A 23,833-nucleotide genomic window follows, 5' to 3' on the forward strand; every position below is an offset into this window, starting at 1 on the left:
CAATGAGGATGAACGACTTGACCAAGAATCTGCTGCTGTGGGTGGTCGTCGCAGTTGTGCTGATGGTTGTCTTCCAGAGCTTCTCGCCGCGGATGGCGGGCGGCGTCGGTGCCGACTCGATCACCTACACCCAGTTCCTGAAGGAAGTGGACTCCGGGCGTGTCAAATCGGTGGATTACACCGATGAAACCAACCTGGCCGTCAACGCGATCCGCTTCAAGCGCACCGACGGCAGCGAAGCCACCGTCTACGGCCCGCGCGACGACAAGCTGGTCGACGTGCTGTACAGCAAGAACATCGAAATGACCCGCCAGAAGCCCTCGACCGGGCCTGGTTTCTGGTCGTTGGTACTCAATTTCCTCCCGGTCATCCTGATCATCGGCTTCTGGCTGTTCATCATGCGCCAGATGCAGGGCGGTGGCGGCGGTGCCAAGGGGGCGATGAGCTTCGGCAAGTCGCGCGCCAAGCTGCAGGGCGAAGACCAGATCAAGATCACCTTTGCCGACGTTGCCGGTTGCGACGAGGCCAAGGAAGAAGTCGGCGAACTGGTGGACTTCCTGCGCGACCCGACCAAGTTCACCAAGCTGGGCGGCAAGATTCCGCGCGGCGTGCTGATGGTCGGCCCGCCGGGTACCGGTAAGACCCTGCTCGCCAAGGCGATCGCCGGCGAGGCCAAGGTGCCGTTCTTCAGCATCTCCGGTTCGGACTTCGTGGAAATGTTCGTCGGCGTGGGTGCCAGCCGCGTGCGCGACATGTTCGAGCAGGCCAAGAAGCACGCGCCGTGCATCATCTTCATCGACGAAATCGATGCGGTGGGCCGTCATCGCGGTGCCGGTCTCGGCGGCGGGCATGATGAGCGCGAGCAGACCCTGAACCAGTTGCTGGTCGAAATGGACGGTTTCGAAGGGGGCGAAGGCGTGATCGTGATCGCGGCGACCAACCGGCCGGACGTGTTGGATCCGGCGCTGCTGCGTCCTGGCCGTTTCGACCGCCAGGTCGTGGTCGGCCTGCCGGACGTCAAGGGCCGCGAACAGATCCTGCGCGTGCACATGCGCAAGCTGCCGCTGGCCGAGGATGTCGTGCCGATGGTCATCGCCCGCGGTACCCCGGGTTTCTCTGGCGCCGACTTGGCCAACCTGTGCAACGAAGCAGCGTTGTTCGCGGCGCGTGGCAGCGAGAAGGAAGTCCGCATGGACCACTTCGACCGTGCCCGCGACAAGATTCTGATGGGTGCCGAGCGCCGCTCGATGGCCATGAGCGAGGACGAGAAGACCCTCACCGCGTATCACGAGGCAGGCCACGCCATCGTCGGCCGCCTGGTGCCGGAGCACGACCCGGTCTACAAGGTCACCATCATTCCGCGCGGCCGCGCCCTCGGCGTGACGATGTATCTGCCGGAAGGCGACCGCTACTCGATGAACCGCGTGGCGATCGAATCGCAGCTGTGCTCGCTGTACGGTGGTCGCGTTGCCGAAGAGCTGATCTTCGGTGGCGACAAGGTCACTACCGGTGCGTCCAACGACATCGAGCGGGCCACCAAGATGGCGCGCAACATGGTGACCAAGTGGGGGCTGTCCGACGAGCTTGGCCCGGTGGCCTATGGCGAGGAAGAGGATGAGGTGTTCCTGGGCCGTTCGGTGACCCAGCACAAGAACGTCTCCGACGAAACCGCGCGCAAGATCGACGAAGTCGTGCGCTCGATCCTGGACAAGGCCTACAGCAAGACCAAGACCATCCTCACCGAGAATCTGGACAAGCTGCACGCGATGTCGCAGTTGTTGCTGCAGTACGAGACCATCGACGTGCCTCAGATCGACGCCATCATGGAAGGCCGCGAGCCGCCGCCGCCGGCGGGTTGGGGCAAGTCCGACAAGGACGGTGGCAACAACAACGACAAGGGTAGCCCGCGTCCATTGCCGCCCATCGCCGGACCCGCCGAGCAACTCTAAGCCGGCCATGCACTGATCTGCGAGGCATCCATCAAGGCCGGGGAGCAATTCCCGGCCTTGATGCGTTATCGGGCCGCATCGATGCCCACGTATGGGCGACCATCACCAACCCAGGAGACACTGCCGATGTTCGATACCACCCTGACACTGGATTGCGCCGGCCGCAGCCTGCGACTGGATGCACCGCAGGTGATGGGTATCGTCAATGTCACACCCGATTCGTTCTCCGACGGCGGCCAGCATGCGACCTGCGAAGCGGCGATCGCGCATGGGCTGGCGTTGGTGGAGCAGGGCGCTGCGGTGCTGGATGTCGGTGGTGAATCCACCCGCCCGGGCGCTGCGGCGGTCTCGGTTGAAGAAGAATTGCAGCGGGTCGTTCCGGTGATCGAGGCGCTGGCCCAGCGCACCAGCGTGCCGATCAGCGTGGATACGTTCAAACCGGAGGTCATGCGCGCGGCGGTCGCGGCCGGCGCCGGCATGGTCAACGACGTCTATGCCCTGCGTTCGCCCGGTGCGCTGGAAGCGGCGTCGGACCTGCGCGTGCCTGTGGTCTTGATGCATGCGCGCAGCGCGCCGCACGCCATGCAGGATGCGCCGCACTACGACGATATCGTGGGTGAAGTGCACCGGTTTCTGGCCGAGCGCATCTTCGCTGCCGAGATGGCCGGCATCGACAAGCGCCGGCTGGTCCTGGACCCGGGCTTTGGCTTCGATAAGGCCACCCCGCACAACCTCACCCTGCTTGCGCAGCTGCAGCGGCTGCAGGAATTCGGTTTGCCGGTGCTGGCCGGGCTGTCGCGCAAACGCAGCATCGGCGAACTGACCGGGCGCCAGATCGCCGCCGAACGTGTGCACGGCTCGGTGGCCGCGCATCTGATCGCCGCACAACATGGCGCGCTGCTGCTGCGCGTGCACGATGTGGCGGCAACCGTGGATGCGTTGAAGGTGTGGAAGGCGATGGCGGCGATTCCGGTACCGCGTGTCAGCGCGCCCGCTGCGCCCACGATCCGTTGGCCGGACGAGGACTGATGCCTGTCGACCAACGCCCGCTGGCGATCGCCGTGATGGGCCCCACCGCCAGCGGCAAGACGGCGCTGGCGCTGGAAGCTGCGGAGCGCTGGAACGGGGAAATCGTCAGCGTCGATTCGGCGCTGGTGTATCGCGGCCTGGAGATCGGTGCGGCCAAGCCGGACGGGCCAATGCGCGCGGCGGTGCCGCATCATCTGCTCGACCTGCGCGATCCCTGGCAGGTGTATTCGGCAGCGGAGTTCGCCACCGATGCACGCCAGGCGATCGCGCAAATCGTGGCGCGCGGCAAATTGCCGATTCTGGCCGGCGGCACCGGGCTGTATTTTCGTGCACTGCTGGAAGGTTTGTCGCACCTGCCCGAGGCCGACCAAACGGTGCGTGCATCCATCGCGGCCGAAGCTCAGCATATCGGTTGGGCCGGCTTGCACGCACAACTGGCACGTGTGGACCCGGTTGCGGCAGCGCGCATTCATGCGACCGACCCGCAGCGGATCCAGCGGGCGCTGGAGGTCTACCGCATCAGCGGGCGGCCGATCAGCGCGTGGCAGGCGCTACCGCCAGGGCCGCGCCTGCCGGTACGCGTGTTGAAGGTGGTCTTGGCCCCACGCGAGCGCGCGGTGCTGCATGCACGGATCGCACACCGGCTGGATGCGATGTTGGCGCAGGATTTTCTGGGGGAAGTGCAGCGTCTGCGGGCGCTGCCGCAGATGCAGGCGGTGGCAGCGCCGCTGGATTTGCCGGCCGTGCGCGCGGTGGGCTACCGCCAGGCCTGGCAGTACCTGGATGGGGCTGGCGGCCTGGCCGAGTTCCGCGACAAGGCGATCCAGGCGACCCGGCAACTGGCCAAGCGGCAGCTCACCTGGCTGCGCGGCGAGCTGGACGCGCGCTGGTTCGACCCGGAGCGTGACCGCCATCAATTGGAGGACGCAATTGTCGGCTTCCTCGCTGATCGTCCCGCTGTACGGCAGGCTTCAGGCGTGTAACATCCCGTTTCCGGGACCGGCTGGGGATAGCAGGTGTCGACCGGAACAATAAGAACAATAATGAAGAGGATTTTTCGATGGCTAAGGGGCAATCTTTACAGGACCCATTCCTCAATGCGCTGCGGCGCGAGCGGGTGCCCGTGTCGGTGTATCTGGTCAATGGCATCAAGCTGCAGGGCACGATCGAGTCGTTCGACCAATTCGTGGTCCTGCTGCGCAATACCGTGAGTCAGATGGTGTACAAGCACGCCATTTCCACGGTGGTGCCGGCGCGCAATGTGCGCGTGGGGCCCGGTGGTGGGTATGTGCAATCCAATGAAGGCAATCAGGCGGAAGATGACGACGTCGAGCAGTAACGGAGCAGTGCGTGTTTGATCGGTCCCGCAAGGGTGAACACGCGTTATTGATACAGACCCACTCCGGCGGGCCTGCCGAAGACGATGTGATGGAGGAGTTCGCCGACCTTGCAAAGTCGGCGGGCGCCACGGTGGCCGCCACGCTCACCGCGCGCATCGATAAGCCCAGCCCGTCGACCTTGATCGGTAGCGGCAAGCTGGAAGAGGTCAAGGCCGCAGCCGAGGCCACCGGTGCCGATCTGGTGCTGGTCAACCACACTTTGTCGCCCGGCCAGGAGCGCAACCTGGAGCGGTATCTGGAGCGGCGTGTGATCGACCGCACCGGGTTGATCCTGGACATCTTCGCGCAACGTGCGCGTAGCCACGAAGGCAAGCTGCAGGTGGAGCTGGCGCAGTTGCGTCACATGGCCACGCGGCTGGTACGTGGCTGGACGCACTTGGAGCGTCAGCGCGGTGGCTCCATCGGCCTGCGCGGCCCCGGCGAAACCCAGCTGGAAACCGACCGCCGCCTGCTGCAAAAACGCGTCGAACAGTTGCAGCAGCGGCTGGAAAAGGTCGAGGTGCAGCGCACCCAGATGCGTCGTGCGCGGATGCGCAGCGAATTGCCACGGATTGCACTGGTCGGCTACACCAATGCCGGCAAGTCGACATTGTTCAATGTGTTGACCGGTGCAGAGGCCTACGTGGCAGATCAATTGTTCGCCACGCTCGACCCCACCGTGCGACGCATTGCGTTGCCGGGTGGAAGTGCGATTCTTGCCGACACGGTCGGCTTCGTGCGCGATCTTCCGCACGAGCTGGTCGCCGCATTCCGCTCCACGCTGTCGGAGGCGCGCGATGCCGATCTGTTGCTGCACGTCGTCGATGCAGCAGACCCGTTGCGCGAAGAACGCATCCTGCAGGTCGATGAAGTGTTGCAGGCCGTCGGTGCCGGCGATCTGCCGCAGCTGCTGGTATTCAACAAGATCGACAAGATCGAGGGCGCCGAAGTGCGCCACGACGCGCAGGACGGCATTCCTGACCCGGCACGCCGCGAGCGTGTCTGGGTGTCGGCGCGCGACGGACGCGGGCTGGAAGAATTGCAGCATGCGCTCGGCCAGCGGCTGGATCTGCGCCACCTGACCGGCCAGCTACGGTTACCACCGTCTGCCGGTCGCCTGCGTTCCAGGCTGCATCAGCTGGAAGTGGTGCGCAGTGAGCAATCCGACGAAGAGGGTTGGTTGCTCGAGGTCGATCTGCCGATGGTCGAGGCCGAGCGGTTGGCCGCCGGGCAGGACGGTGCGCCGCTGCGCGCGATGCTGCCGGATCGTCGCGAAGACTGGGAAGCGTGATAGACGCGGCACGGTCGGTCGCACACGACCGTGCTGCTGCTTCAAGGCGAATGGGGCAGGGTGGAGCGCGTCGCTGTGCGGCAGTTGCCAGGCCTCGTCCCGGCCAGCCGGAACTCACAGAAAATCAATATGAGCAGTGGGTGCTGCGCAAGAGTGCAGTGGTGCGCTCATGTGGCGCATCACACCTGTGATCAGGAATGACGCCCTGGGTGCGGTGATTCGGTGCTTGGAGGCGGCGCTGCACGTTGACCACGTGCGGCCGGCACAGCGGCGCACATGCAAGCCCGTCCAGACCCGTCGTACCGCATATTGGCCGCACATCGCCACTGAACCCTGGCCACCTCGCGCCCAGCCGGAATCGGCGCCAGCGGCAGACAGGCGCGACGAATTGGGCTAAAACGTCCGCTGCCCCCTCCTTGCCGTGCCCATGTCTTTTTCCGCCGATTCCGAACTGCAGCAGCTGGCCGAAGCCCTCGGGCAGCAATTGCTTGCCGCGCGCGAGCGCCTGGTCACTGCCGAGAGTTGTACGGGTGGCTGGATCGCCAAGGCGGTGACCGATGTCGCCGGCTCCTCGCACTGGTTCGATTGCGGCATGGCCGCCTATAGCTACGAGGCCAAGCAGGCGCTACTCGGTGTCCGCCCACAGACCTTGGAAGTGCACGGGGCGGTCAGTCGCGAAACGGTGATCGAAATGGTCTCTGGCGCCCTGGTGAATTCCGGCGCAAGCATCGCGGTGGCGGTGACCGGCATCGCCGGGCCTGGCGGCGGCAGTGAGGACAAGCCGGTCGGCACGGTCTGGATCGGCTGGAAACGCCGTGGCGGTTATGCCACCGCACAACTGTTCCAGTTCAATGGCGACCGCGATGCTGTGCGTCGTCAGACCGTCGTCGCAGCATTGCGCGGGTTGAGCGCGCTGCTTTAGCGGTCGTCGGGTCCGCTGATGGCGTTCGGCAGCAGATCCGCGGCGCCCCATTTCCGGCGCAATCTCGCACAGCCTGGAAACCCAAGGCCGTAACCGAGCGCCGTCCCAAGAGCTGGCTTGGCCTCGTTGTCGACACGCCGCTGCAGCACGCTGAGCGGACGCGTTACTTGGCACATGCGGCAACGAGGCTGCGAAGCGACAATGGCGCAACCCGGGTGCAGGCAGCTCATCAGCGAACGCTGCCTGTTGCGCATGTACCGCGCGCCTTGCAACCTGCGCTGAGCTTGGACGAGGCGAGAGCGCGACAGCGGAGGGCAGATCGGCTACAAACAAGGTCCGCTCACCGCCCCGCGTGCCAATGCATTCGTTTCTTGCTCCTGTCCCATCGATCGCCGCGTTGCAGGCTGCTATCTACTGCAGTGTCACGCATTGCCTGAGCGCAACGCGCTCGCAGGCGGTGCGCTGATGTGGGAAGCACTCGGCACGGTACGTGATCTTGGGCGGCTGCAGGAAATCGCCTCGGTCCTGATCCGCTACGGCTTCGGCGATGTGGTGCGTCGTATCGGCATGGCCGATGTGCTTGAGCGCGCCGGCAGGCTGTTGCATTGGCAGAACGCCGAGGGCCGGTTGCGCATGTCCGCAGCGATGCGCGTGCGGCGTGCACTGGAAGAGCTCGGACCCACCTTCGTCAAACTGGGCCAGGTGCTGGCCACGCGTGTGGATCTGCTGCCACCGGAGTGGATCGAAGAATTGAGCGAGCTGCAGAACGCGGTGCCGGCGCTGCCGTTCGAGCAGATTCGCCCACAGCTGGTCGCTGCGTTGGGCATGGAGCCGGAAACCGTCTTCGCGCGCCTGGACGAACAGCCGCTGGCAGCCGCCTCGCTGGCACAGACCCATCGCGCGTGGTTGGTCGATGGCACGCCGGTGGTATTGAAGATTCGTCGTCCCGATATCGGTGACACCATCGACGCGGATCTGCGCCTGCTCGCCCGGCTTGCTGAAATCGTCGAAACCCGCGCACCGGATCTCAAGCGCTACCGTCCTTCCGAGGTGGTGCAGCAATTTACCGTTTCGCTGCGACGCGAGCTGGACTTCGCTGCGGAGGGGCGCAACGCCGAACGCATCGCCGCCAACTTCGCGCACGATACGCAGGTGGTGGTGCCGGCGGTGTACTGGGAGTGGACCTGCGAGTCGCTCAACGTGCAGGAATTCATCGATGGAATTCCGGGGCGCGATCTGCTCGCCGTCGATGCGGCCGGCCTGGATCGCAGGGCGCTCGCACGTGCCGGTGCCGGCATCGTGCTCAAGATGGTGTTGCAGGATGGCTGCTTCCACGCCGACCCGCATCCGGGGAACATTTTTTACCTGCGCGATGGGCGCATCGCGGTCATCGATTTCGGCATGGTCGGGCGCGTCTCCGAGCAGCGTCGGTTTCAGGTCGCACAGCTGCTGCACGGCATGGTCAGCTACGACGCCGAAGCAGTGATCGACGTCTTGCTGGAATGGGCGGGCACCAGCCTGGAGATCGACGAGGCGCGTTTGCAGCAAGACATCGGCGCATTCGTCGACGAGTATCGCGGCGTGCCGCTGAAAGAATTGCGTATTGGCGCAATGCTTGGCGACGTCACCTCCATCCTGCGCGATCACGGGCTGACGCTGCCATCGGATCTGGCGCTGATGATCAAGGCCTTTCTCACCCTGGAAGGCATGGGGCGCCAGCTCGATCCGGATTTCGACATGGCAACCGAGGCACGCCCATATCTGGAACGCGTGGTGTTGCAGCGCTATGCGCCGCGCGCCATCGTGCGGCGCGGCCGGCGGACCGTGACTGGCGCGATCGACCTGATCGGCGATCTGCCGCGCGACCTCAAGCGCCTGTTGCAAGCCGCACGCCGCGGCAAGCTGCAGCTTCAGATCGAAACACGCGCATTGCGCGAGTTCGGCGAGCAGGTCGACCGCGCGGCCAATCGCCTCACGATGGGGATCGTGACTGCCGCGTTGGTGATCGGCTCCTCGATCGTCATGAACAGCGTCGGCGGGAGCGCCAGCCGCTGGTTGCTCGCGCTGGGTGTGGGCGGTTTCATCGGCGCGGCGCTGTGCGGTATCTGGATCCTGTTTTCGATCTGGCGAAGCCGGCGCTAGCGCGCGACGCGTGGGCATCGTGGTGGCGTACAGGCAGGGCGCGGCGAACACTTGCGCGGGCGCTCGTTAGTAGTAATACTACTAACCATGGACCTGACCGATACCCAGCAAGCAATCCTGGCCTTGATCGCCGAGCGCATCGATGCCGATGGTGTTCCGCCGTCGCAGACCGAGATCTCGCGCGCGTTCGGCTTCAAGGGCGTCCGCGCGGCGCAATATCACCTGGAAGCGCTGGAGCATGCGGGGGCGATCCGCCGCGTTCCAGGCCAGGCGCGCGGGATACGGCTGGCCGGGCAGGGTGCGCAGACACGCACGGCTCCGGTGAGCGAGGCGGCCCGCGACGATGTGCTGCGCCTGCCGGTGCTGGGCCGCGTTGCGGCGGGTTTGCCGATCGGTGCCGATATCGGCTCGGACGACTTCGTTGTACTGGATCGTGTGTTTTTCTCGCCCTCGCCGGATTATCTGCTCAAGGTGCAAGGCGATTCGATGCGCGACGAAGGCATCTTCAATGGCGATCTGATCGGCGTGCACCGTACCCGCGACGCGCGCTCGGGGCAGATCGTGGTGGCGCGGATCGATGAGGAAATCACGGTAAAGCTGCTGAAGATCGGCAAGGACCGCATCCGGCTGTTGCCGCGCAATCCGGACTACGCGCCCATTGAGGTGCTACCGGATCAGGATTTCGCGATTGAAGGACTGTATTGCGGACTGTTGAGGCCTAACCGCTGAGGTCTGCGCCGATGGCCGTGCCGGCGTTTCTCCGAGCTGGCACCGCAGGATTTCCCGCTGCCGCGGGACCTTCCGCCTCCCTAATCTGAGTGTGTCGCCTGCAGTCTCAGCCTGTGCGATACACCGCCGCTACATTAGCCCCATACCGAAATCACTGACGAGGATCACCCAGATGGACGAGAACAAGAAGCGCGCCCTTTCCGCCGCACTGAGCCAGATCGAAAAGCAATTCGGCAAGGGTTCGGTCATGCGCATGGGCGACCGCGTCATCGAGGCAGTCGAAGTCATCCCGACCGGCTCGCTGATGCTGGATATCGCCCTGGGGATCGGCGGCCTGCCGAAGGGCCGCGTGGTCGAAATCTACGGCCCGGAATCCTCCGGCAAGACCACCTTGACCCTGCAAGCCATCGCCCAGTGCCAGAAGAACGGCGGCACCGCTGCCTTCATCGACGCCGAGCACGCGCTGGACCCGATTTATGCGGCCAAGCTGGGCGTCAACGTCGACGACCTGCTGCTGTCGCAGCCCGATACCGGTGAGCAGGCACTGGAAATTGCCGACATGCTGGTGCGCTCGGGTTCGGTTGATATCGTGGTGGTCGACTCGGTTGCCGCACTGACGCCAAAGGCGGAAATCGAAGGCGAGATGGGCGACCAGTTGCCTGGTTTGCAGGCTCGCCTGATGAGCCAGGCGCTGCGCAAGCTCACCGGCAATATCAAGCGCTCCAACACGCTGGTGGTCTTCATCAATCAGCTGCGCATGAAGATCGGCGTCATGATGCCGGGCCAGAGCCCGGAAGTGACCACCGGCGGCAACGCGCTGAAGTTCTACGCCTCGGTGCGTCTGGATATCCGCCGTATCGGTGCGATCAAGAAGGGCGACGAGATCATCGGCAACCAGACCAAGATCAAGGTGGTCAAGAACAAGCTGGCGCCTCCGTTCAAGCAGGTCGTGACCGAAATCCTGTATGGCGAAGGTATCAGCCGCGAGGGTGAATTGATCGACATGGGCGTGGAAGCCAAGCTGGTCGACAAGGCCGGCGCCTGGTACAGCTACGGCGATGAGCGCATCGGGCAGGGCAAGGACAACGCGCGGACCTACCTGCGCGACAACCCGCAGGTTGCGACCCGGCTGGAAGCCGAGTTGCGTGAGAAGTTCCAGCCTGCCGAAGCACCGCGCGAGGCCGGCGACGACGAAGACAAGGAATAAGTTGCAGCCGCACAACATCACCAGTCGCCGGAGTCGGTTTGCCGGGAATCGGTGACGGTGATGCTGATGCTGATGCTGTTGGTGAGCGGTGGGCGGAACCTCGCACGGTACGCCACCGCTCCATTGCCGCCCACGTCCGCCCGGCGCTGGGGCAGCAGGTTCGAGCGTGTTGAAGTTTTTCTATCGCGAGGACGGCGGAGTCAGTGCCGTCGCTTCTCGCGGTAGATCTATCGAAGGCCAGGAGGGCAGGCGCCATGGACGGCGCATTGATGTCGTAACTGATCTTGGCCATTCGGGACACCTCAACGATGGACGAGCAAGAGCCCGCACCAAACCGGGGGCGCCGGTTCAAGGAACAGACGCCGGTCCAGCGCGCACTCGGCCTATTGGTGCGGCGCGAACATTCGCGCAAGGAATTGAACCGCAAGCTGCTGGCCCGCGGGATCGAGCCAGATGCGGCGCAGGCGGCCGTCGATCGGCTCACGGACGAGGGGTGGCAGGACGACACCCGCTTCGCTGCTGCAGTGGTGCGCAATCGCGCCGGTTCTGGTTATGGCCCGCTGCATATTCGTGCCGAGCTCGGGACCCATGGCCTGGATAGCGAGGCCATCAGTGCCGCCTTGGCGACCTTCGAAGGGGATTGGGCCGAAAACGCGCGCGACCTGATCCGCCGTCGGTTCGGCGAACAAGGCCCAACCGACCTTCCGCAGCGGCGCAAGGCCGCCGATCTGCTGGCCCGGCGGGGTTTCGACGGCAACAGCATTCGCGCCGCCACGCGCTTCGACCTTGAGGACTGAGGGCGTCAGGCCTGCTACCCTTCGTGGTTTCAGGTTGTTCCGCTCATCTGCGCCCACATGTCATTGGGTGACCGGGACTGCCGCCCGCCCAATGCCAGCACATGAACGCACCCGCCAAATTCAGCACTTCCCAGATTCGTAGTGACTTCCTCGCGTTCTTCGAGGGGAAGGGCCACACCATCGTGCCATCCGCGCCGCTGGTGCCGGGCAACGACCCCACCTTGCTGTTTACCAACTCCGGCATGGTCCAGTTCAAGGACGTCTTCCTTGGCGCGGAGAAGCGCAGCTACGTCCGTGCCGCAGACGTGCAGCGCTGCCTGCGTGCCGGTGGCAAGCACAACGATCTGGACTCGGTTGGCTACACCGCACGCCACCACACCTTCTTCGAAATGCTCGGCAACTGGTCGTTCGGCGACTATTTCAAGAAGGACGCCATCGCCTGGGCATGGGAACTGTTGACCCAGGTCTGGAAGCTGCCGGCCGACCGCCTGCTGGTCACCGTCTATCACACCGACGAAGAAGCCTTTGCGTTGTGGCGCGACATGATCGGCATCCCGGAAAGCCGCATCGTACGCATTGGCGACAACAAGGGTGCCCCCTACGCGTCGGACAATTTCTGGCAGATGGCCGATACCGGCCCCTGCGGCCCGTGTACCGAAATCTTCTTCGACCACGGCGATCACATCGCCGGTGGTCCACCGGGGTCCCCGGATGAAGACGGCGACCGCTTCATCGAGATCTGGAACCTGGTCTTCATGCAGTTCGATCGCCAGCCCGACGGCACCCTGGTGCCGCTGCCGGCGCCGTGCGTGGACACGGGCATGGGCTTGGAGCGTCTGGCTGCGATCCTGCAGCACGTCCATACCAACTATGAAATCGACCTGTTCCAGGCGTTGATCGGCAAGGCCAGTGCGCTGACCGGCATCACCGATCTGGAGAATAAGTCGCTGCGGGTGATCGCTGATCACATCCGCGCCTGTTCTTTCCTCATCGTCGATGGCGTGTTGCCCTCCAACGAAGGCCGCGGCTATGTGCTGCGCCGGATCATCCGGCGTGCGCTGCGCCATGGTTGGATGTTGGGCGTGCGCCAGCCGTTCTTCAGCAAGATGGTGCCCACGCTGGTGGAGCTGATGGGCGAAGCCTATCCCGAACTGGTGGTGGCGCAGGACACTGTGGCGCGCGCGCTGTTGGCCGAAGAAGAGCGCTTTGCCGAGACGCTGGACGCCGGCATGAAGATCTTCGACGAGGTCGCATCGCGCTCGCAGGACATCATCCCGGGCGCCGACGCGTTTCGGCTGTACGACACTTACGGCTTCCCGGTCGACCTGACTGCCGACATCGCGCGCGAGCGCGGCATGCGCGTGGACATGGAGGGCTTCGAGTTCGCGATGGAGCGCCAGCGCGAGACGGCGCGCGCGGCTGGCAAGTTCGGCGGTGGCGTCGCATTGCCGGCGGACCTGGTCGCCAGCATGTCGCCGACCGTGTTCCTGGGCTACGAAGCGTACGATGCCGATGCCCTCAAGGTCGTGGCACTGCTCAAGCAGGGCCGTCCGGTCGAACGTGCGGAAGCGGGCGATGAGGTGATCGTGTTCACCGACCGCACGCCGTTCTATGCCGAGTCGGGCGGCCAGGTCGGCGACAGCGGCCAGCTGAGCGGCCCCGGCGTGTCGATCAACGTTACCGATACGCAGAAGTTCGCAGGCCAGTTCCACGGGCATGTGGGGCGCATCAGCGAAGGCGCGCTCGCGCTTGGCGATGTGCTTGCCGGCGGGATCGACACGCAACGTCGCGGCAAGACCATCCTCAACCACTCGGCCACCCATCTACTTCACGCCGCCCTGCGCGAAGTCCTGGGAACGCATGTGCAACAGAAGGGTTCGCTGGTCGCGCCTGATCGTCTGCGCTTTGACTTCTCGCACTTCCAGCCGATCACTGCCGACGAGCTCGCTGTGATCGAGCGCAAGGTCAACGCCGAAGTGCGCGCCAACCATGGCGTGGAAGTGCACAACATGGCCATGCAGGAGGCGCTGGATTTCGGCGCGATGGCGCTGTTCGGCGAGAAGTACGGAGAAAACGTCCGCGTGCTCAAGATGGGCGGCTATTCCACTGAGCTGTGTGGCGGTACCCACGTCACCCGCACCGGCGACATCGGCTTGTTCAAGATCACCTCCGAAGGCGGCGTGTCGTCGGGCGTGCGTCGTATCGAAGCGGTGACCGGGCAGGGCGCGCTGGACTATGTGGCTGACGAGGAACGTCGCCTGCTGGAAGCGGCCAATCTGCTCGGCGGCAACACCAGCGAGGTGGTGGACAAGGTGCGCGCACTGACCGAGCGCCAGAAGCGGCTGGAGCGCGAGCTGGAATCGCTCAAGGCCAAGTTGGCGTCGGGTGCGACTGCCGATTTGGGCGCTAGCGCGATCGATGTTGTCGGAGTCAAGGTTGTCGCGGTGCGTCTGGAGGGCTTCGATGCCAAGGCGCTGCGCGATGCGATGGATCGCCTGAAGCAGCAGCTCGGCGATTCGGTCATCGTGCTGGCTGGCGCTTCGGGCGGCAAGGTGGCGCTCGTCGCCGGTGTGAACGGCAGCCCAACTGGCAAGGTGAAGGCAGGGGAACTCCTCGGTCACATCGCCAGTCAGATCGGCGGCAAGGGCGGCGGCCGTCCGGATCTCGCCCAGGGTGGTGGCGAGGACGGGCCCGCCCTTGCGACCGCACTCGACGGTGTGCCCCTCTGGGTCAAGCAACACTTGGGCTGAACACTTGTCCTGCTATGCCTTGCTGGCTAGCAGGATGTCCCGCTACCATTTCTGGTCTATTCCCTTTACGTAGGGCGCGTCTCAGTCAGGAGGCCGTCGATGCTGGTGGGAAATCCACCGGTTCCAGGAGATTTGCAAAATGTTGATCCTCACTCGCCGGGTAGGCGAAACCTTGATGATCGGCGACTCGGTCACCGTGACCGTTCTCGGCGTCAAGGGCAATCAGGTGCGTATCGGTATCACCGCACCTAAGGATGTGGCTGTGCATCGCGAAGAAATCTATCAGCGCATCCAGCGTGGGGATGAGCCGGTCGCTTCCGGCGCACATCACGGTGACGATTCTTCGAATTGATCGTTGTCAAGGGTTTACGTTAGCCCCTCTTACCCGGTATTCTTCGCGGCCTGCCACGGACATCGCGGCAGGCAGCAAAAACTGGAGCGATGCCCGAGCGGCTGAAGGGGCTCCCCTGCTAAGGGAGTATAGGGTCAAAAGCTCTATCGAGGGTTCGAATCCCTCTCGCTCCGCCAATGTCAAGGAGAAAGCCCCCGTAAAAAGGGGCTTTTTTCGTTTTCTAGGCTGCATGCCCCATGTTCTGCCCCACACTTGCGGAAGCGGTCTGCTGGATGATCCATCCGTCCAGCTCTGTCGAAAGCCAGAGCGAACGGGAGCAGACCTTGTGCGGCTTGGGGAATTTCCCGGCCTGCATCTGCCGGTAGATCGTCGCCGGGCTCAGCCCGACCTTTGCGCGCACGTCCTTGATGGGCAGGAGCCGCAGCTCGGTCTCGGTGTCAGGCATCGGGTGTCTCCTTCAGCAGGTACTTCGTGTCGATGTTCCAGCCGGCCTCGCGCGCGCCGAGCAGTAGCAGCTCGGCCGCGTCGAACTCGTCCAAACCCAAGAAAGCGATCGCCGCTTCAATGTGGCCAGGCGCAATGGCGCAGGCGCTGCAGAACCGGTCGTAGACGTTCTGTCTGCAGCACTGCCACGGTTCCGCAAGGTCCTGCATGCGCTTGCCCTCTTCGCGAAGGTGACGCTTCAACAGCTGCCGCACGGTGGCTTTGCCGACCGGCACGCGGATGGGCCGGCCGCCAACGGCAAGCCCGTTGTTGCGGGCCTGGCGGGGCAGGGAGCGGGAGCCGTCAGCCATGCGCACCTACCTGTGGCGCACTCGGTGCCCGCATGCGGATCCACTCACCGAAACGAAGACTGGAATCGGAGTCGAGCCAGGCTCGGTAGCGCTGCTGGGAACGAGTTAGTTTTGGGGCTGGTGCCGGGCGTGCCGCCGACCGTCCGGCCTCGGTTACCACGAATAGGTCGCATCCTCCCGTCAGCTCGTTACCGCTCCGCTGCGTCATGAGGCCACGCGCCACCAACTCCTTGCAGAGCGGATAGTCTGTGCTTCCCTGGCCGGTCACGAAGTGATTGCGATACGCGGCGCGCCGGCCATCATCACCGACTCCTAAGGCGTGTCGAAGGATGTGCAGTAGCTCGGAAGACAGCTCAACCTCGGTAGACATGGCTCAGGCCTCCACCTTCGACAGGCGCAGCGCCTGCTCGAGCACAAGGAACAGGCGGCGCATCTCGGCCGACTGCAGCGCGAAGCGCGCATCCAGCTCCGCACGCGCACCGTCGCCCTCGACGTCGTCGAGCTGGTCCAGCGCGCCGTCCAGGAACTTGAGCTTCCGGATCACCAGGTCATCGCCCAGAACGAACGACAGGTTGTCGTCCAGCACCAGCGCCAGCTTGGTCACCTGCTTGCCGGCTTCCAGGTGCTTCTCGATCTCGTCGCCGCGCAGTTCCTGGTGCTGGCACTTCACGATGGCGCCGCCCTCGATCGGGTCGCGCAGCTCGGCCTCCTCGCCGATGCTCAGCGATTCCGGCAGCGGCTCGCCGGCGATCCATCCGGTGAGCACGGCGCGCGGTGCCACCTCGGCGTTGAGTGGCAGGGCCGGGAAGCTGCCGAGCATGCCGCGGATCTCCGACACGACGCTTTCGCCGACCTTGCGGCTGGATGTGTCGACGATGGCCATGCCGTGCGCCAGGTCGAGGATCACATCGGTGCGCGAGCTCTTGACGAAGGCGCGCGGCAGCAGTTCATGGATCAGGTCGTCCTTCAGGCGCTTGCGCGCCTTGCCGCCCGGCCGGCGGCCTTCGCGCTTCTCGATCTCCGCGCACTTCTGCTCGAGCGCGTCATTGATGACGGCGCCGGGCAGCATCTTGTCCTGGCCGCCGACGGCCAGCCAGAGGAAGTCGCCCAGTCGGTGGCTGAGCTGCTCGGTCTCCGCGCGGCCGAACGGGGAGACGAAGCCGCGGGACGCCATCTCGAGCGGACCGATCGGCTTGAGCGCGCACTGGGGCAGCAGCTCCTCGACGGCGGACAGGTCGAGGGAGGTGGGGAAGCGGAACATGGTGAGGTTGCGAAAGAACATGGTTGGTCCTTGGAGAGAGAATTAGGGGAGGCGACGGAAGGAGATGACCCACACCCAGGGGTTGGCGTCCCAGTCGCCGCCGGTGCTGGTCCAGAGGCTGCGGAACGCGCCGGTAGGCGAGGCATGGCCGCACCGGTCCCCGTCGCGCCACGCCCATGCGTTGCTGTCCTCAAACGGGAATTTGCGCAGGCCCTCAGCCTCGGCATCTGCAGCGCTGATTGCCTGCAGCCGCTCGACGCGCACGTCGGTAATCTCCAGCACGAGGCGGCACATTGAGCGCGGCATGTGGATCGACGGGCGCAGCTTGATCTCGTACGGCTCGACGTCCGTGCAGTCATCGGGCGCCGGCGCAAGCCCCCAGTTGATTACATCCTGGCCTTCCTGCGAGGCTACGTAGACCGGTCCGATGTACCCGTGCTCTTCCACGCGCACTGTCGTTTCCTTGACCCACAGCCGGTCGCCGGGCTGGCCGAAAGGGCATGCCACTCGATGCGCATCAATGAGCGCAGCGCGCACTTCTCCGGCAGCCCAGACAGCTTTCCCTTCGTCCGCGCGATGAGTGCTGTAGGTGGTGAAGCCGGCGAACTTGTGACCAGCAGGAGGTTGCGGCTTCACCACGAGGCGCGTCTGCGTCTTTACGCCGGACAGGATGGCGCGCACCTCGTGCGCTTTGAGGCGGATGGGGCGCTCACGCATGGCACGCCCCCACTTCGGAGGTCAACTCAGCGATGAAGGCCGGCCACAAGTTCTGCCAGAACCCAAGGGCCTGCGGGTTGTCGACCTTGCCGATCTGGTGCCCGCCGTACACCAGGCTTTCGTAGAGCCAGTCCTCCCGCTCGACCAGCATGCCGAGATGCGACTCGCTGTCGATCCCATCGCGGAGCAAGTCATAGCGCTCGCGTGCCTCATCCCGAGAAACCTCGTCCTGGCGTCGGTCGTCGATGATCAGTCGGCGGATGTCGGCTACCGCTTTCTCGCCACAGAAAATTTGGCTCTGCGCTCCCCAGAGTTTGCCAATTGCGTAGTCGCGGCCGATTTTGCCAAGGAACCATGAGGCAGGGCCGCCCATGCTGTTCCATGTGTGGCCCACGGTGCCGAACGTGGTGTGGCAGACCAGCACGCACCAATACGTCGTGCCGCCGCGGCGGTCTGGCTCATTTCCCTCGGTGAGGTAGAACCGGCCGTGTTCGCCGTTTGCGGCGATGGTGAAACAGGTGGCGGTCTCACGCATGGTTGTGCTCCTTGTCGATCGCCGCGAAGCGCCGCGGCATCTGGGTGAGGTCTGGGCGCTGGCCGTTGCGCCAGGCGGTCTGGTAGTTGCGGCCGAACTGCTCGCGCAGCTGGTCGATCTCGCGGGCTTCGGGTGAGAGCTGGGCCCGGCGCAGCTGGCAGGCGCGCTCGTAGCGCTGCAGGCGCGCGGCGTCGGTGATCTGGCGCGGCATGCCGGCGAGGTCGTGCTGCAGGATGGCGTCGAGGCCGCGGCCGAGGAGGGAGATGGTCATGCGACGTCTCCCAGCGGCAGGCCGATCTGTGTCGGCAGTGCCGCCTCGCGCGCGGCTGCCTCGATTGCGGCGGCGATGCGCGCCTCCGCGATCGCTGCATAGGCGGGGTCCATTTCGATGCCTACGAAGGCAAAGCCCTCGAGCGCTGCTGCCTTGCCGGTGCTGCCGCTCCCCATGAAGGGGTCGAGCACGGTGCCGCCAGCCGGCGTGACCAGGCGGCAGAGGTAGCGCATCAGGTCCGTCGGCTTCACCGTCGGATGGTTGTTCGCGCGCGCCGCCGGTTCGTAACCCTCATCGCGGCGGGTGATGTGTTGGCCGCTAGTGTTCGACACCATGCCGCCGCTGATCCTGGCGAAGCCCTCAAGGCCCTCATCGCGATCGGCCTTGCTGGCCTTCGCGCAGTAGAAGAAGCGAGCAGCGCTGCCTGAGTCGCGGCGAGCGATGGCATCGCGAGCAGCTGACATGTCCCCATAAATTCCCAGCGACTTGCGGTCCCGGCTGTGTCCACGTAGGTCGCCCTGTTGACCCGGAGCAGTCGGAAAGGCAGCAATAACTTCCTCGCTTCCGTCAGTGATCACGTTGGCGGGCCAGCGGCCAGCCGGGTCTCCTCCACGCGGGCCAGGGGTTGCTGCAAAGTTGCTTGCGCCACAGCTGGTGTAGCGGCGTTCTGCGCTTGGTTCGCCAGTTCGAACGCGCGGCGTATCGACGTCGTTGCGGCATGGGATACCGCCAGCGCCCGCGCGTAGCTGCTCGCCCATGGTGCCGATCCGGCACCCATCGATGTTCAAAGCACCGGTGCCGTACGCCGAATGATTCGCCGCCACGGTTCCGATGAGCGGCTTGCGCGCCATCAGAATCGGCTCGTGTGCCGGCTTGAGCGCGGTACCGCCCCACGGGCCGTTGTATGACTTCGGGAAACCAGAACCGAAAATCCACATAAGCTGGTCGCGGATCTCAAAGCCAGCGTCCTCGACGCCGCTGGCCATGCGGTGGTAGGTACGAGGCGCAGCAAAGGACAGCAGGTACCCGCCAGGCTTGAGCACCCGCAGCGCCTCAGTCGCCCATGCAGTGCTGAATTGCTGAAACGCTCGCATTGCTGCCGGGCTCATGTCGTATGTGCCGGCTGCGGCGGCCGCGCTGTTGTGCGCGCCGTTTTCGGTGGCGCTTGGATCCGCCGATGGCATGCTGCGCCGGTAACCATGGCGCGCAGTGATGTCCGCCCCGTCCCATGCTTTGCCCATGAAGCCAATTCCATAGGGCGGGTCGGTCACGATCGCATCGACCGAGTTTGCGGCCAGGGTGGGAAGGATGCTGAGGCAGTCGCCAACGTGGATCACCGGCGTGCCTCCATGCGGTTGAAAGCGCGGCGGACCAGGTAGCCGCGCACGATCGAGATGACGGTGTAGGCCGCGGTGATCCCGAAGGCCTTGCCGGCGCCGACCGAGTAGCCGAACGCGGCCAGGATCAGCGGCGTGACTGCCCAGCTGATGGCAAAGCCGATCGCGGTGCTGACGTTGGCCTCGAGAAACGACTGGAGCTTGGACTGGCTCACTTCGTGATCAACCTGGTGGTGTAGGGAACGATGGTTTCGGCGCGGCGCGCGACGGCGCGCTCCTGGCTCGCGGTGCCTTGCCAGATGCGCCACGGGTGCGCGCCGGGCTTCTTGGCGCGGGCCAGGGCCGCGCGCTGTTCGGGTGTCTGCTTGGTGCTCATGCGTGCGCGCGCTGTACGTAGGGCGCCAGCGGCGGCGCGATGGGCGGCAGGTTGCGGGGCAGGTCTTCGACGGGCGGCGCCGGCGCGACGGCATCGGCGATCGCTTCGTACCAGCACTTGAGCTCGCGCCAGCTTTCTTCCGGCAGGTCGATGAAGGCGCCGCGCACGTAGACGTGGTGGCCCTCGGCGACATCAGTCTCAGGCGCGACGAACTTGAGACCCGGCTCGCGGCCTGCGACGATCGAGGCAACCGGCACGCCACGCACCAGCACCTGCAGCAGCCAGCTGCGGGAGGTGTCGGACCATGCGAGCTGCACGTCGTTGTGGAAGCCCTTCACCGTGTGGCGGTAGGACTGGCGGCTCATGCGGCACCGCCTGTGCGTGACAGCGCGTCGCATCGTGCACAGATGATTGCAGGCAGTGTTTGGCCGGAGCTGAGCTGCGTGGACGCGCTGCAGTGGCAGGTAGAAGCCCTGACAAAATCGAGAAGGTCGGCCACCGCGTTCCGGATAGACGCGAGATCCTGAAGCAGCTTCCGGGCCTGCGGATCGCCTGCCAAGCCGGCGACCATCCTTGCTTGACCGGTCGCGCGATCCAGTACCTCCAGCACATCGACGGACGCGCTCACGGCTGCACCTCCACGAAGGCCAGGCCGTGCATGACGCACGGGGCTGCCACGTGCGCGTCGGCCGGGATTATGGCGTTGGCTCGGGCGCAGGCGTCGGGCAGGGCGTAGTCGCCGGAGTCGACCGCGTCCACGGCGTCGAGCGCTTCCTGCCAGCGGCGCGGGGTGAAGTCGCCATCGGTGAGCGCGGCGGCCACGCCCTGGGCGCAGTCCGGCACGCGGCCCGCGGCGGCAAAGCCGTTGAGCGCGGCGCGGGCGATGCCGGCGCGCAGGCCCCAGTCGTCGACGGTGGCCAGCTCGTAGACGGCCAGGGCGGCGCAGAAGCGCGGCGAGGTGATCGACAGCTGTTCGGGGATGCCCTCACCGGTGGCGGTGGTGGGCCCTGCAGCGGGCTGGCCGGTGACGGCGCAGGCACTGATCGCGGCAGCAACTGCCAGCAGTAGGATTGCTCGAGAGGTAGACATGAGGATGCCTCGAAGGAAGAGCGGCAAAGAGCCGATTACTGACCGGCGCGGCGAACCGCCAACGCGAACCCGAGGCCGTCCCGGCCGTAGCTGCCGACGTCGCCGTAGTCGAAATGGACGCTCCACGCGGACGCCGAAGACCAGGCGCAAAGGTCGCTGGTCCAGAACCACTCGGAGGGAAAGCCGGGAAACGCATCGGTGTCGATCGCCGGCGCGTGCCGGGTCAGATCCACCAGCGAGAGCAGTTCCTGCCGGGTGGGGAGGCGTCAATCGCTATGGCCGCCGAGCTGCAGGTCGGTGCAGGCTTTTTCGGCGGCTTCGTGGGTGACGTTCTTGGCGACGGGGTGTGCGGACCACTCGAGGCCGGTGTTCGCGTCGATGACGGTCAGGACGCCGCCATGGGTCTGGGTGAAGCGCTGGGCCTGACGGTCCATCGGAGTCTCCGTGCCCCGCGGCGGGATGCCGTGTTATTGGGGCGACGGGGCAACTCTATGGGATTCCATAGACCAGTGTCAATGGGATTCCATAGAATTTTTCTTCGACACTGCTCTGACCAAACGGACATCTGTCAGGGGAACGGAATGAGCGTATTAGACGACAGGGCGCCAGGCGCCGGAATCAGCATTGGCAGGCGCATCGATAGGACCTCAAGCGAGCTTGTGGGAATATGCCGCGGTCTCTTGGCGGATGGCCACGTGAGCCAGCAGGAGGCGGAGTTTTTGAAAGGCTGGATCGAACGCAACTCAGCGTTTGTAGGCGAATATCCCTTTGCTCCGATCTACAGCTTGCTGGCTACCATTCTTGAGGATGGGGTGATCGATGAGGATGAATCAGCCGACCTGCATGACACGTTGATCAGGTTTGTAGGCGGAGAAGCCTTCGATGTTGTTGCCCAGACAGCCTCGTTGTCCACCCACTTGCCGATAGATACACCCGAGCCGGACATCGTTCACGAAGGGTCACTGTTCGTAGTGACGGGGACTTTTGCCTATGGCACACGTGCAAACGTGAAAGCCGAGATCGAGAAGCGGGGTGGGCAGTTGTGTGCTGCACCGTCTCGTAAGGCTCACTATTTGATAATCGGCGAACTGGGTTCACGCGACTGGATAAACAGCAACGCAGGCACAAAAATACTGAAAGCTGTCGAGGTAAGGGATGCTGGGCACCCCTTGTCGATTGTCAGCGAGGCGCATTGGGTCACGCATCTGATTTAGCGGTCATGTGTCACAGAGTGGTTGGGGAAATGAAGGGTTCTCCGGATCCGCCGATGCCTATCCGATACTTCTTCTTGCTGCCGGCTGGAAGCAGTACTGAAGTTTCACGCCTCATTCGTTCCGGCGCGACTCCGCATATTCCGCCACCTGTTGCCTGCGCGCCCAACACTACTTCTGGGCTGCTCAGATTGAACGTGGCTCTCTCTCCTGGCTTGAGTACGGCAGCCTTTTCGCCGTCAATCATCACCAACACGGAGCAGCCGCTACCTGCAAAGCCAGCGTCCCTGCTGACAATTAAGGTTGCGCCGTTTGTCACGGGCCTTTGGTGAGCAAATACCCTGTCGGCTGGCGCCTGCACAGCAGTCTGATCTGACACAGGCTTGGTGGCACATGCTGCCAGCAGGGAGATGCAAATTACTAGGGCGGCTTTCTTCATTGGGCTCTTCCTTGTGCGAGGAGCAGAGAGACTGAGTTAGTCGGGCAAGTTAGTCACGCCAGCCGCCCACCCAGTGGACGCGGCCGATGATGGTGATCGGGTGCTTCTTGGAGACCATGGGCTTCGGCTTGCGCCATTGGTGGTCGCCGGCAGGGTTGTCGCTCTGGAAGTAGACCCCGGCGTCCAGGATGATCGCGCGCTTGACGTAGTACTCGGGGTTGGCCATGCCGTCGACCTGGATGACGTAGAGGCTGCCGTCGACCGGCCGGGTGTCCGACGTGTCGAACAGGATGGCGTCGCCGTCCTGGATGGTCGGCTCCATGCTGTCGCCGCGTCCGTAGTAGACGGCCAGGTCGCGCCCCAGGATGCCACGGCGGCGGAGGCTGCTCTTCTTGAACTTGAGGCTGTGGGTCTCGGCGTATTCCTGCGCCTCCGCGCCGGCGCCCAGGCCAGCTGCCTGGGACCAGCCTGTTACGTCAGTCCAGTCGGACTCATCAACCAGCGGTGCCCCTGGATCTTTCGGTCCCTTTCCGGTTTGCAGCCACCTGATACTGACGCCGAGCGCCTCCGCAAGGGCCGGCAACTGCGTTGTGCCTGCCTGGTCATTATTCTCGATGCCAGCAAGCGTTGGGTACTTCACGCCTGACGCTTCGGACAACTGGGGTCGCGTCATGCCCTTGAGCTGACGTGCCTGCTTGATTCGTTCGCCTATGGTCATCGAGGAATTGTTACGGGATAGCGTTATGGCATCCCGTTGACTTGTATCTATGGCATCCCATAACATGGGTTCCATGGAGATGACCTGGTCGGATCGCATCAAGGGGCTCGAAGAGAGCGGCAAGTCGCTGACGGAAATCGGGCGGCTCATCGGGAAGTCACCGCAGGCCGTGAGCGATATCAAGCAGGGACGCACGCGCGAGCCTGGAGGTATGGCCGCAGTTCGCCTGCATCACCTTCATCTGTCGATCGTGGGCGCCGCCGCTTCCGCGCGCGCTGAGCCCAGCATCAGCGAAGCGCAGGGCGCAGTGTCGTTCACCAAGCGAGAGCTGCGCGCAAAGCTCGGCCTTTCGAACGAAACCGGCCTGGCCGTGTTGTTGAAGCTGCCGCGCGACAGGGTTGAGGCCTGGGGCGAGGACGCGCCGCTGCCCGCGCTGCCCACCGTCCTGGCGCTGGTCGCCACGCAGCCGACCGAGGAACCAAAGGCTCCGTCCGATCTGGACGCAGAGCGAATCGTCCCCGTGGAGGTGGCCTGAGAT

General features: G+C 64.7%; 30 protein-coding genes and 1 tRNA gene. 15 read left to right on the forward strand and 16 right to left on the reverse strand.

Translation table 11 applies throughout. The annotated features are described in order from the left end of the window. Positions 1 to 8 precede the first annotated feature (8 nt). The 13 genes from ftsH (at position 9) to ACCQ16_RS08555 (ending at position 14,723) form a co-directional block, all read left to right on the forward strand. Positions 9 to 1,949: an ATP-dependent zinc metalloprotease FtsH gene (gene ftsH / locus ACCQ16_RS08495; RefSeq protein WP_014089977.1), complete on the forward strand. Its 1,941-nt coding sequence runs from the start codon at positions 9 to 11 to the stop codon at positions 1,947 to 1,949. A gap of 126 nt (positions 1,950 to 2,075) precedes the next feature. Next, positions 2,076 to 2,978: a dihydropteroate synthase gene (folP, locus tag ACCQ16_RS08500; RefSeq protein WP_277572922.1), complete on the forward strand. Its 903-nt coding sequence runs from the start codon at positions 2,076 to 2,078 to the stop codon at positions 2,976 to 2,978. Continuing rightward, complete coding sequence (gene miaA, locus ACCQ16_RS08505; protein WP_029819215.1) at positions 2,978 to 3,961, forward strand: tRNA (adenosine(37)-N6)-dimethylallyltransferase MiaA; 984 nt, start codon at positions 2,978 to 2,980, stop codon at positions 3,959 to 3,961. Before folP ends, miaA begins: the two co-directional genes overlap by 1 nt. Before the next feature lie 77 nt (positions 3,962 to 4,038). After that, a complete protein-coding gene (hfq, locus tag ACCQ16_RS08510; RefSeq protein WP_005915027.1) occupies positions 4,039 to 4,317 on the forward strand; it encodes an RNA chaperone Hfq in 279 nt (92 codons plus the stop codon). An 11-nt stretch (positions 4,318 to 4,328) separates the two neighbouring features. Further along, complete coding sequence (gene hflX, locus ACCQ16_RS08515) at positions 4,329 to 5,648, forward strand: ribosome rescue GTPase HflX (RefSeq protein ID WP_014089980.1); 1,320 nt, start codon at positions 4,329 to 4,331, stop codon at positions 5,646 to 5,648. A 427-nt stretch (positions 5,649 to 6,075) separates the two neighbouring features. Further along, the gene (locus tag ACCQ16_RS08520) at positions 6,076 to 6,570 is read left to right on the forward strand and encodes a CinA family protein (protein ID WP_008574640.1); all 495 of its coding nucleotides are present in this window, start codon (positions 6,076 to 6,078) and stop codon (positions 6,568 to 6,570) included. 465 nt (positions 6,571 to 7,035) lie between these two features. Beyond that, complete coding sequence (gene ubiB / locus ACCQ16_RS08525) at positions 7,036 to 8,712, forward strand: 2-polyprenylphenol 6-hydroxylase (protein WP_008574639.1); 1,677 nt, start codon at positions 7,036 to 7,038, stop codon at positions 8,710 to 8,712. Positions 8,713 to 8,799: 87 nt separating this feature from the next. Continuing rightward, the gene (gene lexA / locus ACCQ16_RS08530; RefSeq protein WP_011347110.1) at positions 8,800 to 9,441 is read left to right on the forward strand and encodes a transcriptional repressor LexA; all 642 of its coding nucleotides are present in this window, start codon (positions 8,800 to 8,802) and stop codon (positions 9,439 to 9,441) included. Positions 9,442 to 9,613: 172 nt separating this feature from the next. Next, positions 9,614 to 10,648, forward strand: a complete 1,035-nt coding sequence (gene recA / locus ACCQ16_RS08535) for a recombinase RecA (RefSeq protein WP_008574635.1) — start codon at positions 9,614 to 9,616, stop codon at positions 10,646 to 10,648. A gap of 308 nt (positions 10,649 to 10,956) precedes the next feature. Beyond that, complete coding sequence (gene recX, locus ACCQ16_RS08540; RefSeq protein WP_372380256.1) at positions 10,957 to 11,445, forward strand: recombination regulator RecX; 489 nt, start codon at positions 10,957 to 10,959, stop codon at positions 11,443 to 11,445. Between the two features lie 101 nt (positions 11,446 to 11,546). Then, positions 11,547 to 14,195, forward strand: a complete 2,649-nt coding sequence (alaS, locus tag ACCQ16_RS08545; RefSeq protein WP_008574630.1) for an alanine--tRNA ligase — start codon at positions 11,547 to 11,549, stop codon at positions 14,193 to 14,195. Between the two features lie 139 nt (positions 14,196 to 14,334). Next, on the forward strand, positions 14,335 to 14,547 hold the full coding sequence (gene csrA, locus ACCQ16_RS08550; RefSeq protein ID WP_003481884.1) for a carbon storage regulator CsrA: 213 nt from the start codon (positions 14,335 to 14,337) through the stop codon (positions 14,545 to 14,547). A gap of 83 nt (positions 14,548 to 14,630) precedes the next feature. Next, positions 14,631 to 14,723 (forward strand) — tRNA-Ser (locus ACCQ16_RS08555). A 44-nt stretch (positions 14,724 to 14,767) separates the two neighbouring features. Here ACCQ16_RS08555 and ACCQ16_RS08560 read toward each other — a convergent pair. From ACCQ16_RS08560 to ACCQ16_RS08625, 14 genes are all read right to left on the reverse strand, one after another. Then, positions 14,768 to 14,992, reverse strand: coding sequence for a helix-turn-helix transcriptional regulator (locus ACCQ16_RS08560; protein ID WP_078562379.1), 225 nt, complete (start codon positions 14,990 to 14,992; stop codon positions 14,768 to 14,770). Further along, the gene (locus tag ACCQ16_RS08565) at positions 14,985 to 15,341 is read right to left on the reverse strand and encodes a hypothetical protein (protein WP_372380257.1); all 357 of its coding nucleotides are present in this window, start codon (positions 15,339 to 15,341) and stop codon (positions 14,985 to 14,987) included. The genes ACCQ16_RS08560 and ACCQ16_RS08565 overlap by 8 nt, the downstream gene beginning before the upstream one ends. 373 nt (positions 15,342 to 15,714) lie before the next feature. Continuing rightward, positions 15,715 to 16,623: a recombination-associated protein RdgC gene (locus ACCQ16_RS08570; protein ID WP_372380259.1), complete on the reverse strand. Its 909-nt coding sequence runs from the start codon at positions 16,621 to 16,623 to the stop codon at positions 15,715 to 15,717. A gap of 21 nt (positions 16,624 to 16,644) precedes the next feature. Beyond that, complete coding sequence (locus ACCQ16_RS08575) at positions 16,645 to 17,319, reverse strand: hypothetical protein (protein WP_372380260.1); 675 nt, start codon at positions 17,317 to 17,319, stop codon at positions 16,645 to 16,647. Further along, on the reverse strand, positions 17,312 to 17,854 hold the full coding sequence (locus ACCQ16_RS08580) for a phiTE_072 family protein (protein ID WP_372380261.1): 543 nt from the start codon (positions 17,852 to 17,854) through the stop codon (positions 17,312 to 17,314). Before ACCQ16_RS08580 ends, ACCQ16_RS08575 begins: the two co-directional genes overlap by 8 nt. After that, on the reverse strand, positions 17,847 to 18,125 hold the full coding sequence (locus tag ACCQ16_RS08585; protein ID WP_372380262.1) for a hypothetical protein: 279 nt from the start codon (positions 18,123 to 18,125) through the stop codon (positions 17,847 to 17,849). The genes ACCQ16_RS08580 and ACCQ16_RS08585 overlap by 8 nt, the downstream gene beginning before the upstream one ends. Then, positions 18,122 to 19,462, reverse strand: coding sequence for a DNA-methyltransferase (locus ACCQ16_RS08590; RefSeq protein ID WP_372380263.1), 1,341 nt, complete (start codon positions 19,460 to 19,462; stop codon positions 18,122 to 18,124). The genes ACCQ16_RS08585 and ACCQ16_RS08590 overlap by 4 nt, the downstream gene beginning before the upstream one ends. Then, positions 19,459 to 19,677, reverse strand: coding sequence for a DUF7220 family protein (locus ACCQ16_RS08595; RefSeq protein ID WP_212579432.1), 219 nt, complete (start codon positions 19,675 to 19,677; stop codon positions 19,459 to 19,461). The genes ACCQ16_RS08590 and ACCQ16_RS08595 overlap by 4 nt, the downstream gene beginning before the upstream one ends. Continuing rightward, positions 19,674 to 19,838: a hypothetical protein gene (locus ACCQ16_RS08600; protein ID WP_166743116.1), complete on the reverse strand. Its 165-nt coding sequence runs from the start codon at positions 19,836 to 19,838 to the stop codon at positions 19,674 to 19,676. Before ACCQ16_RS08600 ends, ACCQ16_RS08595 begins: the two co-directional genes overlap by 4 nt. Next, positions 19,835 to 20,203, reverse strand: coding sequence for a hypothetical protein (locus tag ACCQ16_RS08605; protein ID WP_372380265.1), 369 nt, complete (start codon positions 20,201 to 20,203; stop codon positions 19,835 to 19,837). The genes ACCQ16_RS08600 and ACCQ16_RS08605 overlap by 4 nt, the downstream gene beginning before the upstream one ends. After that, entirely contained in the window at positions 20,200 to 20,466 is a 267-nt protein-coding gene (locus ACCQ16_RS08610) for a hypothetical protein (protein WP_372380266.1), read from the reverse strand. The genes ACCQ16_RS08605 and ACCQ16_RS08610 overlap by 4 nt, the downstream gene beginning before the upstream one ends. Next, entirely contained in the window at positions 20,463 to 20,927 is a 465-nt protein-coding gene (locus ACCQ16_RS08615; protein ID WP_372380267.1) for a hypothetical protein, read from the reverse strand. Before ACCQ16_RS08615 ends, ACCQ16_RS08610 begins: the two co-directional genes overlap by 4 nt. A 35-nt stretch (positions 20,928 to 20,962) precedes the next feature. Further along, positions 20,963 to 21,160: an Lcl C-terminal domain-containing protein gene (locus ACCQ16_RS08620; protein ID WP_372380268.1), complete on the reverse strand. Its 198-nt coding sequence runs from the start codon at positions 21,158 to 21,160 to the stop codon at positions 20,963 to 20,965. Positions 21,161 to 21,193: 33 nt separating this feature from the next. Beyond that, the gene (locus ACCQ16_RS08625) at positions 21,194 to 21,361 is read right to left on the reverse strand and encodes an Lcl C-terminal domain-containing protein (protein ID WP_372380269.1); all 168 of its coding nucleotides are present in this window, start codon (positions 21,359 to 21,361) and stop codon (positions 21,194 to 21,196) included. A 261-nt stretch (positions 21,362 to 21,622) separates the two neighbouring features. Between ACCQ16_RS08625 and ACCQ16_RS08630 the strand changes: the two genes are divergently transcribed. Next, positions 21,623 to 22,141: a BRCT domain-containing protein gene (locus ACCQ16_RS08630; RefSeq protein ID WP_372380271.1), complete on the forward strand. Its 519-nt coding sequence runs from the start codon at positions 21,623 to 21,625 to the stop codon at positions 22,139 to 22,141. Between the two features lie 10 nt (positions 22,142 to 22,151). Here ACCQ16_RS08630 and ACCQ16_RS08635 read toward each other — a convergent pair whose 3' ends face one another. Together ACCQ16_RS08635 and ACCQ16_RS08640 are read right to left on the reverse strand one after the other, a co-directional pair. Beyond that, entirely contained in the window at positions 22,152 to 22,577 is a 426-nt protein-coding gene (locus ACCQ16_RS08635) for a hypothetical protein (RefSeq protein WP_372380272.1), read from the reverse strand. 49 nt (positions 22,578 to 22,626) lie between these two features. Then, positions 22,627 to 23,295: an XRE family transcriptional regulator gene (locus ACCQ16_RS08640; protein ID WP_372380273.1), complete on the reverse strand. Its 669-nt coding sequence runs from the start codon at positions 23,293 to 23,295 to the stop codon at positions 22,627 to 22,629. Between the two features lie 73 nt (positions 23,296 to 23,368). Between ACCQ16_RS08640 and ACCQ16_RS08645 the strand changes: the two genes are divergently transcribed. Next, complete coding sequence (locus ACCQ16_RS08645) at positions 23,369 to 23,830, forward strand: hypothetical protein (protein ID WP_372380274.1); 462 nt, start codon at positions 23,369 to 23,371, stop codon at positions 23,828 to 23,830. Positions 23,831 to 23,833 lie beyond the last annotated feature (3 nt).

Source organism: Xanthomonas sp. NCPPB 1062 (assembly GCF_041481705.2).
GTDB classification, from domain to species: Bacteria; Pseudomonadota; Gammaproteobacteria; order Xanthomonadales; family Xanthomonadaceae; genus Xanthomonas; species Xanthomonas euvesicatoria.

Coding starts and splice junctions, on each gene's coding strand:
- ACCQ16_RS08640 (WP_372380273.1), bottom strand. CDS start 23,295: ATGACCATAGGCGAACGAATCAAGCAGGCACGTCAGCTCAAGGGCATG.
- ACCQ16_RS08600 (WP_166743116.1), bottom strand. CDS start 19,838: ATGAGCACCAAGCAGACACCCGAACAGCGCGCGGCCCTGGCCCGCGCC.
- lexA (WP_011347110.1), top strand. CDS start 8,800: ATGGACCTGACCGATACCCAGCAAGCAATCCTGGCCTTGATCGCCGAG.
- recX (WP_372380256.1), top strand. CDS start 10,957: ATGGACGAGCAAGAGCCCGCACCAAACCGGGGGCGCCGGTTCAAGGAA.
- ACCQ16_RS08580 (WP_372380261.1), bottom strand. CDS start 17,854: ATGCGTGAGACCGCCACCTGTTTCACCATCGCCGCAAACGGCGAACAC.
- ubiB (WP_008574639.1), top strand. CDS start 7,036: ATGTGGGAAGCACTCGGCACGGTACGTGATCTTGGGCGGCTGCAGGAA.
- csrA (WP_003481884.1), top strand. CDS start 14,335: ATGTTGATCCTCACTCGCCGGGTAGGCGAAACCTTGATGATCGGCGAC.
- recA (WP_008574635.1), top strand. CDS start 9,614: ATGGACGAGAACAAGAAGCGCGCCCTTTCCGCCGCACTGAGCCAGATC.
- ACCQ16_RS08560 (WP_078562379.1), bottom strand. CDS start 14,992: ATGCCTGACACCGAGACCGAGCTGCGGCTCCTGCCCATCAAGGACGTG.
- ftsH (WP_014089977.1), top strand. CDS start 9: ATGAACGACTTGACCAAGAATCTGCTGCTGTGGGTGGTCGTCGCAGTT.
- ACCQ16_RS08585 (WP_372380262.1), bottom strand. CDS start 18,125: ATGACCATCTCCCTCCTCGGCCGCGGCCTCGACGCCATCCTGCAGCAC.
- ACCQ16_RS08575 (WP_372380260.1), bottom strand. CDS start 17,319: ATGCGTGAGCGCCCCATCCGCCTCAAAGCGCACGAGGTGCGCGCCATC.
- alaS (WP_008574630.1), top strand. CDS start 11,547: ATGAACGCACCCGCCAAATTCAGCACTTCCCAGATTCGTAGTGACTTC.
- miaA (WP_029819215.1), top strand. CDS start 2,978: ATGCCTGTCGACCAACGCCCGCTGGCGATCGCCGTGATGGGCCCCACC.
- hfq (WP_005915027.1), top strand. CDS start 4,039: ATGGCTAAGGGGCAATCTTTACAGGACCCATTCCTCAATGCGCTGCGG.
- ACCQ16_RS08615 (WP_372380267.1), bottom strand. CDS start 20,927: ATGTCTACCTCTCGAGCAATCCTACTGCTGGCAGTTGCTGCCGCGATC.
- folP (WP_277572922.1), top strand. CDS start 2,076: ATGTTCGATACCACCCTGACACTGGATTGCGCCGGCCGCAGCCTGCGA.
- ACCQ16_RS08625 (WP_372380269.1), bottom strand. CDS start 21,361: ATGGACCGTCAGGCCCAGCGCTTCACCCAGACCCATGGCGGCGTCCTG.
- ACCQ16_RS08605 (WP_372380265.1), bottom strand. CDS start 20,203: ATGAGCCGCCAGTCCTACCGCCACACGGTGAAGGGCTTCCACAACGAC.
- ACCQ16_RS08645 (WP_372380274.1), top strand. CDS start 23,369: ATGGAGATGACCTGGTCGGATCGCATCAAGGGGCTCGAAGAGAGCGGC.
- ACCQ16_RS08565 (WP_372380257.1), bottom strand. CDS start 15,341: ATGGCTGACGGCTCCCGCTCCCTGCCCCGCCAGGCCCGCAACAACGGG.
- ACCQ16_RS08520 (WP_008574640.1), top strand. CDS start 6,076: ATGTCTTTTTCCGCCGATTCCGAACTGCAGCAGCTGGCCGAAGCCCTC.
- ACCQ16_RS08635 (WP_372380272.1), bottom strand. CDS start 22,577: ATGAAGAAAGCCGCCCTAGTAATTTGCATCTCCCTGCTGGCAGCATGT.
- ACCQ16_RS08570 (WP_372380259.1), bottom strand. CDS start 16,623: ATGTTCTTTCGCAACCTCACCATGTTCCGCTTCCCCACCTCCCTCGAC.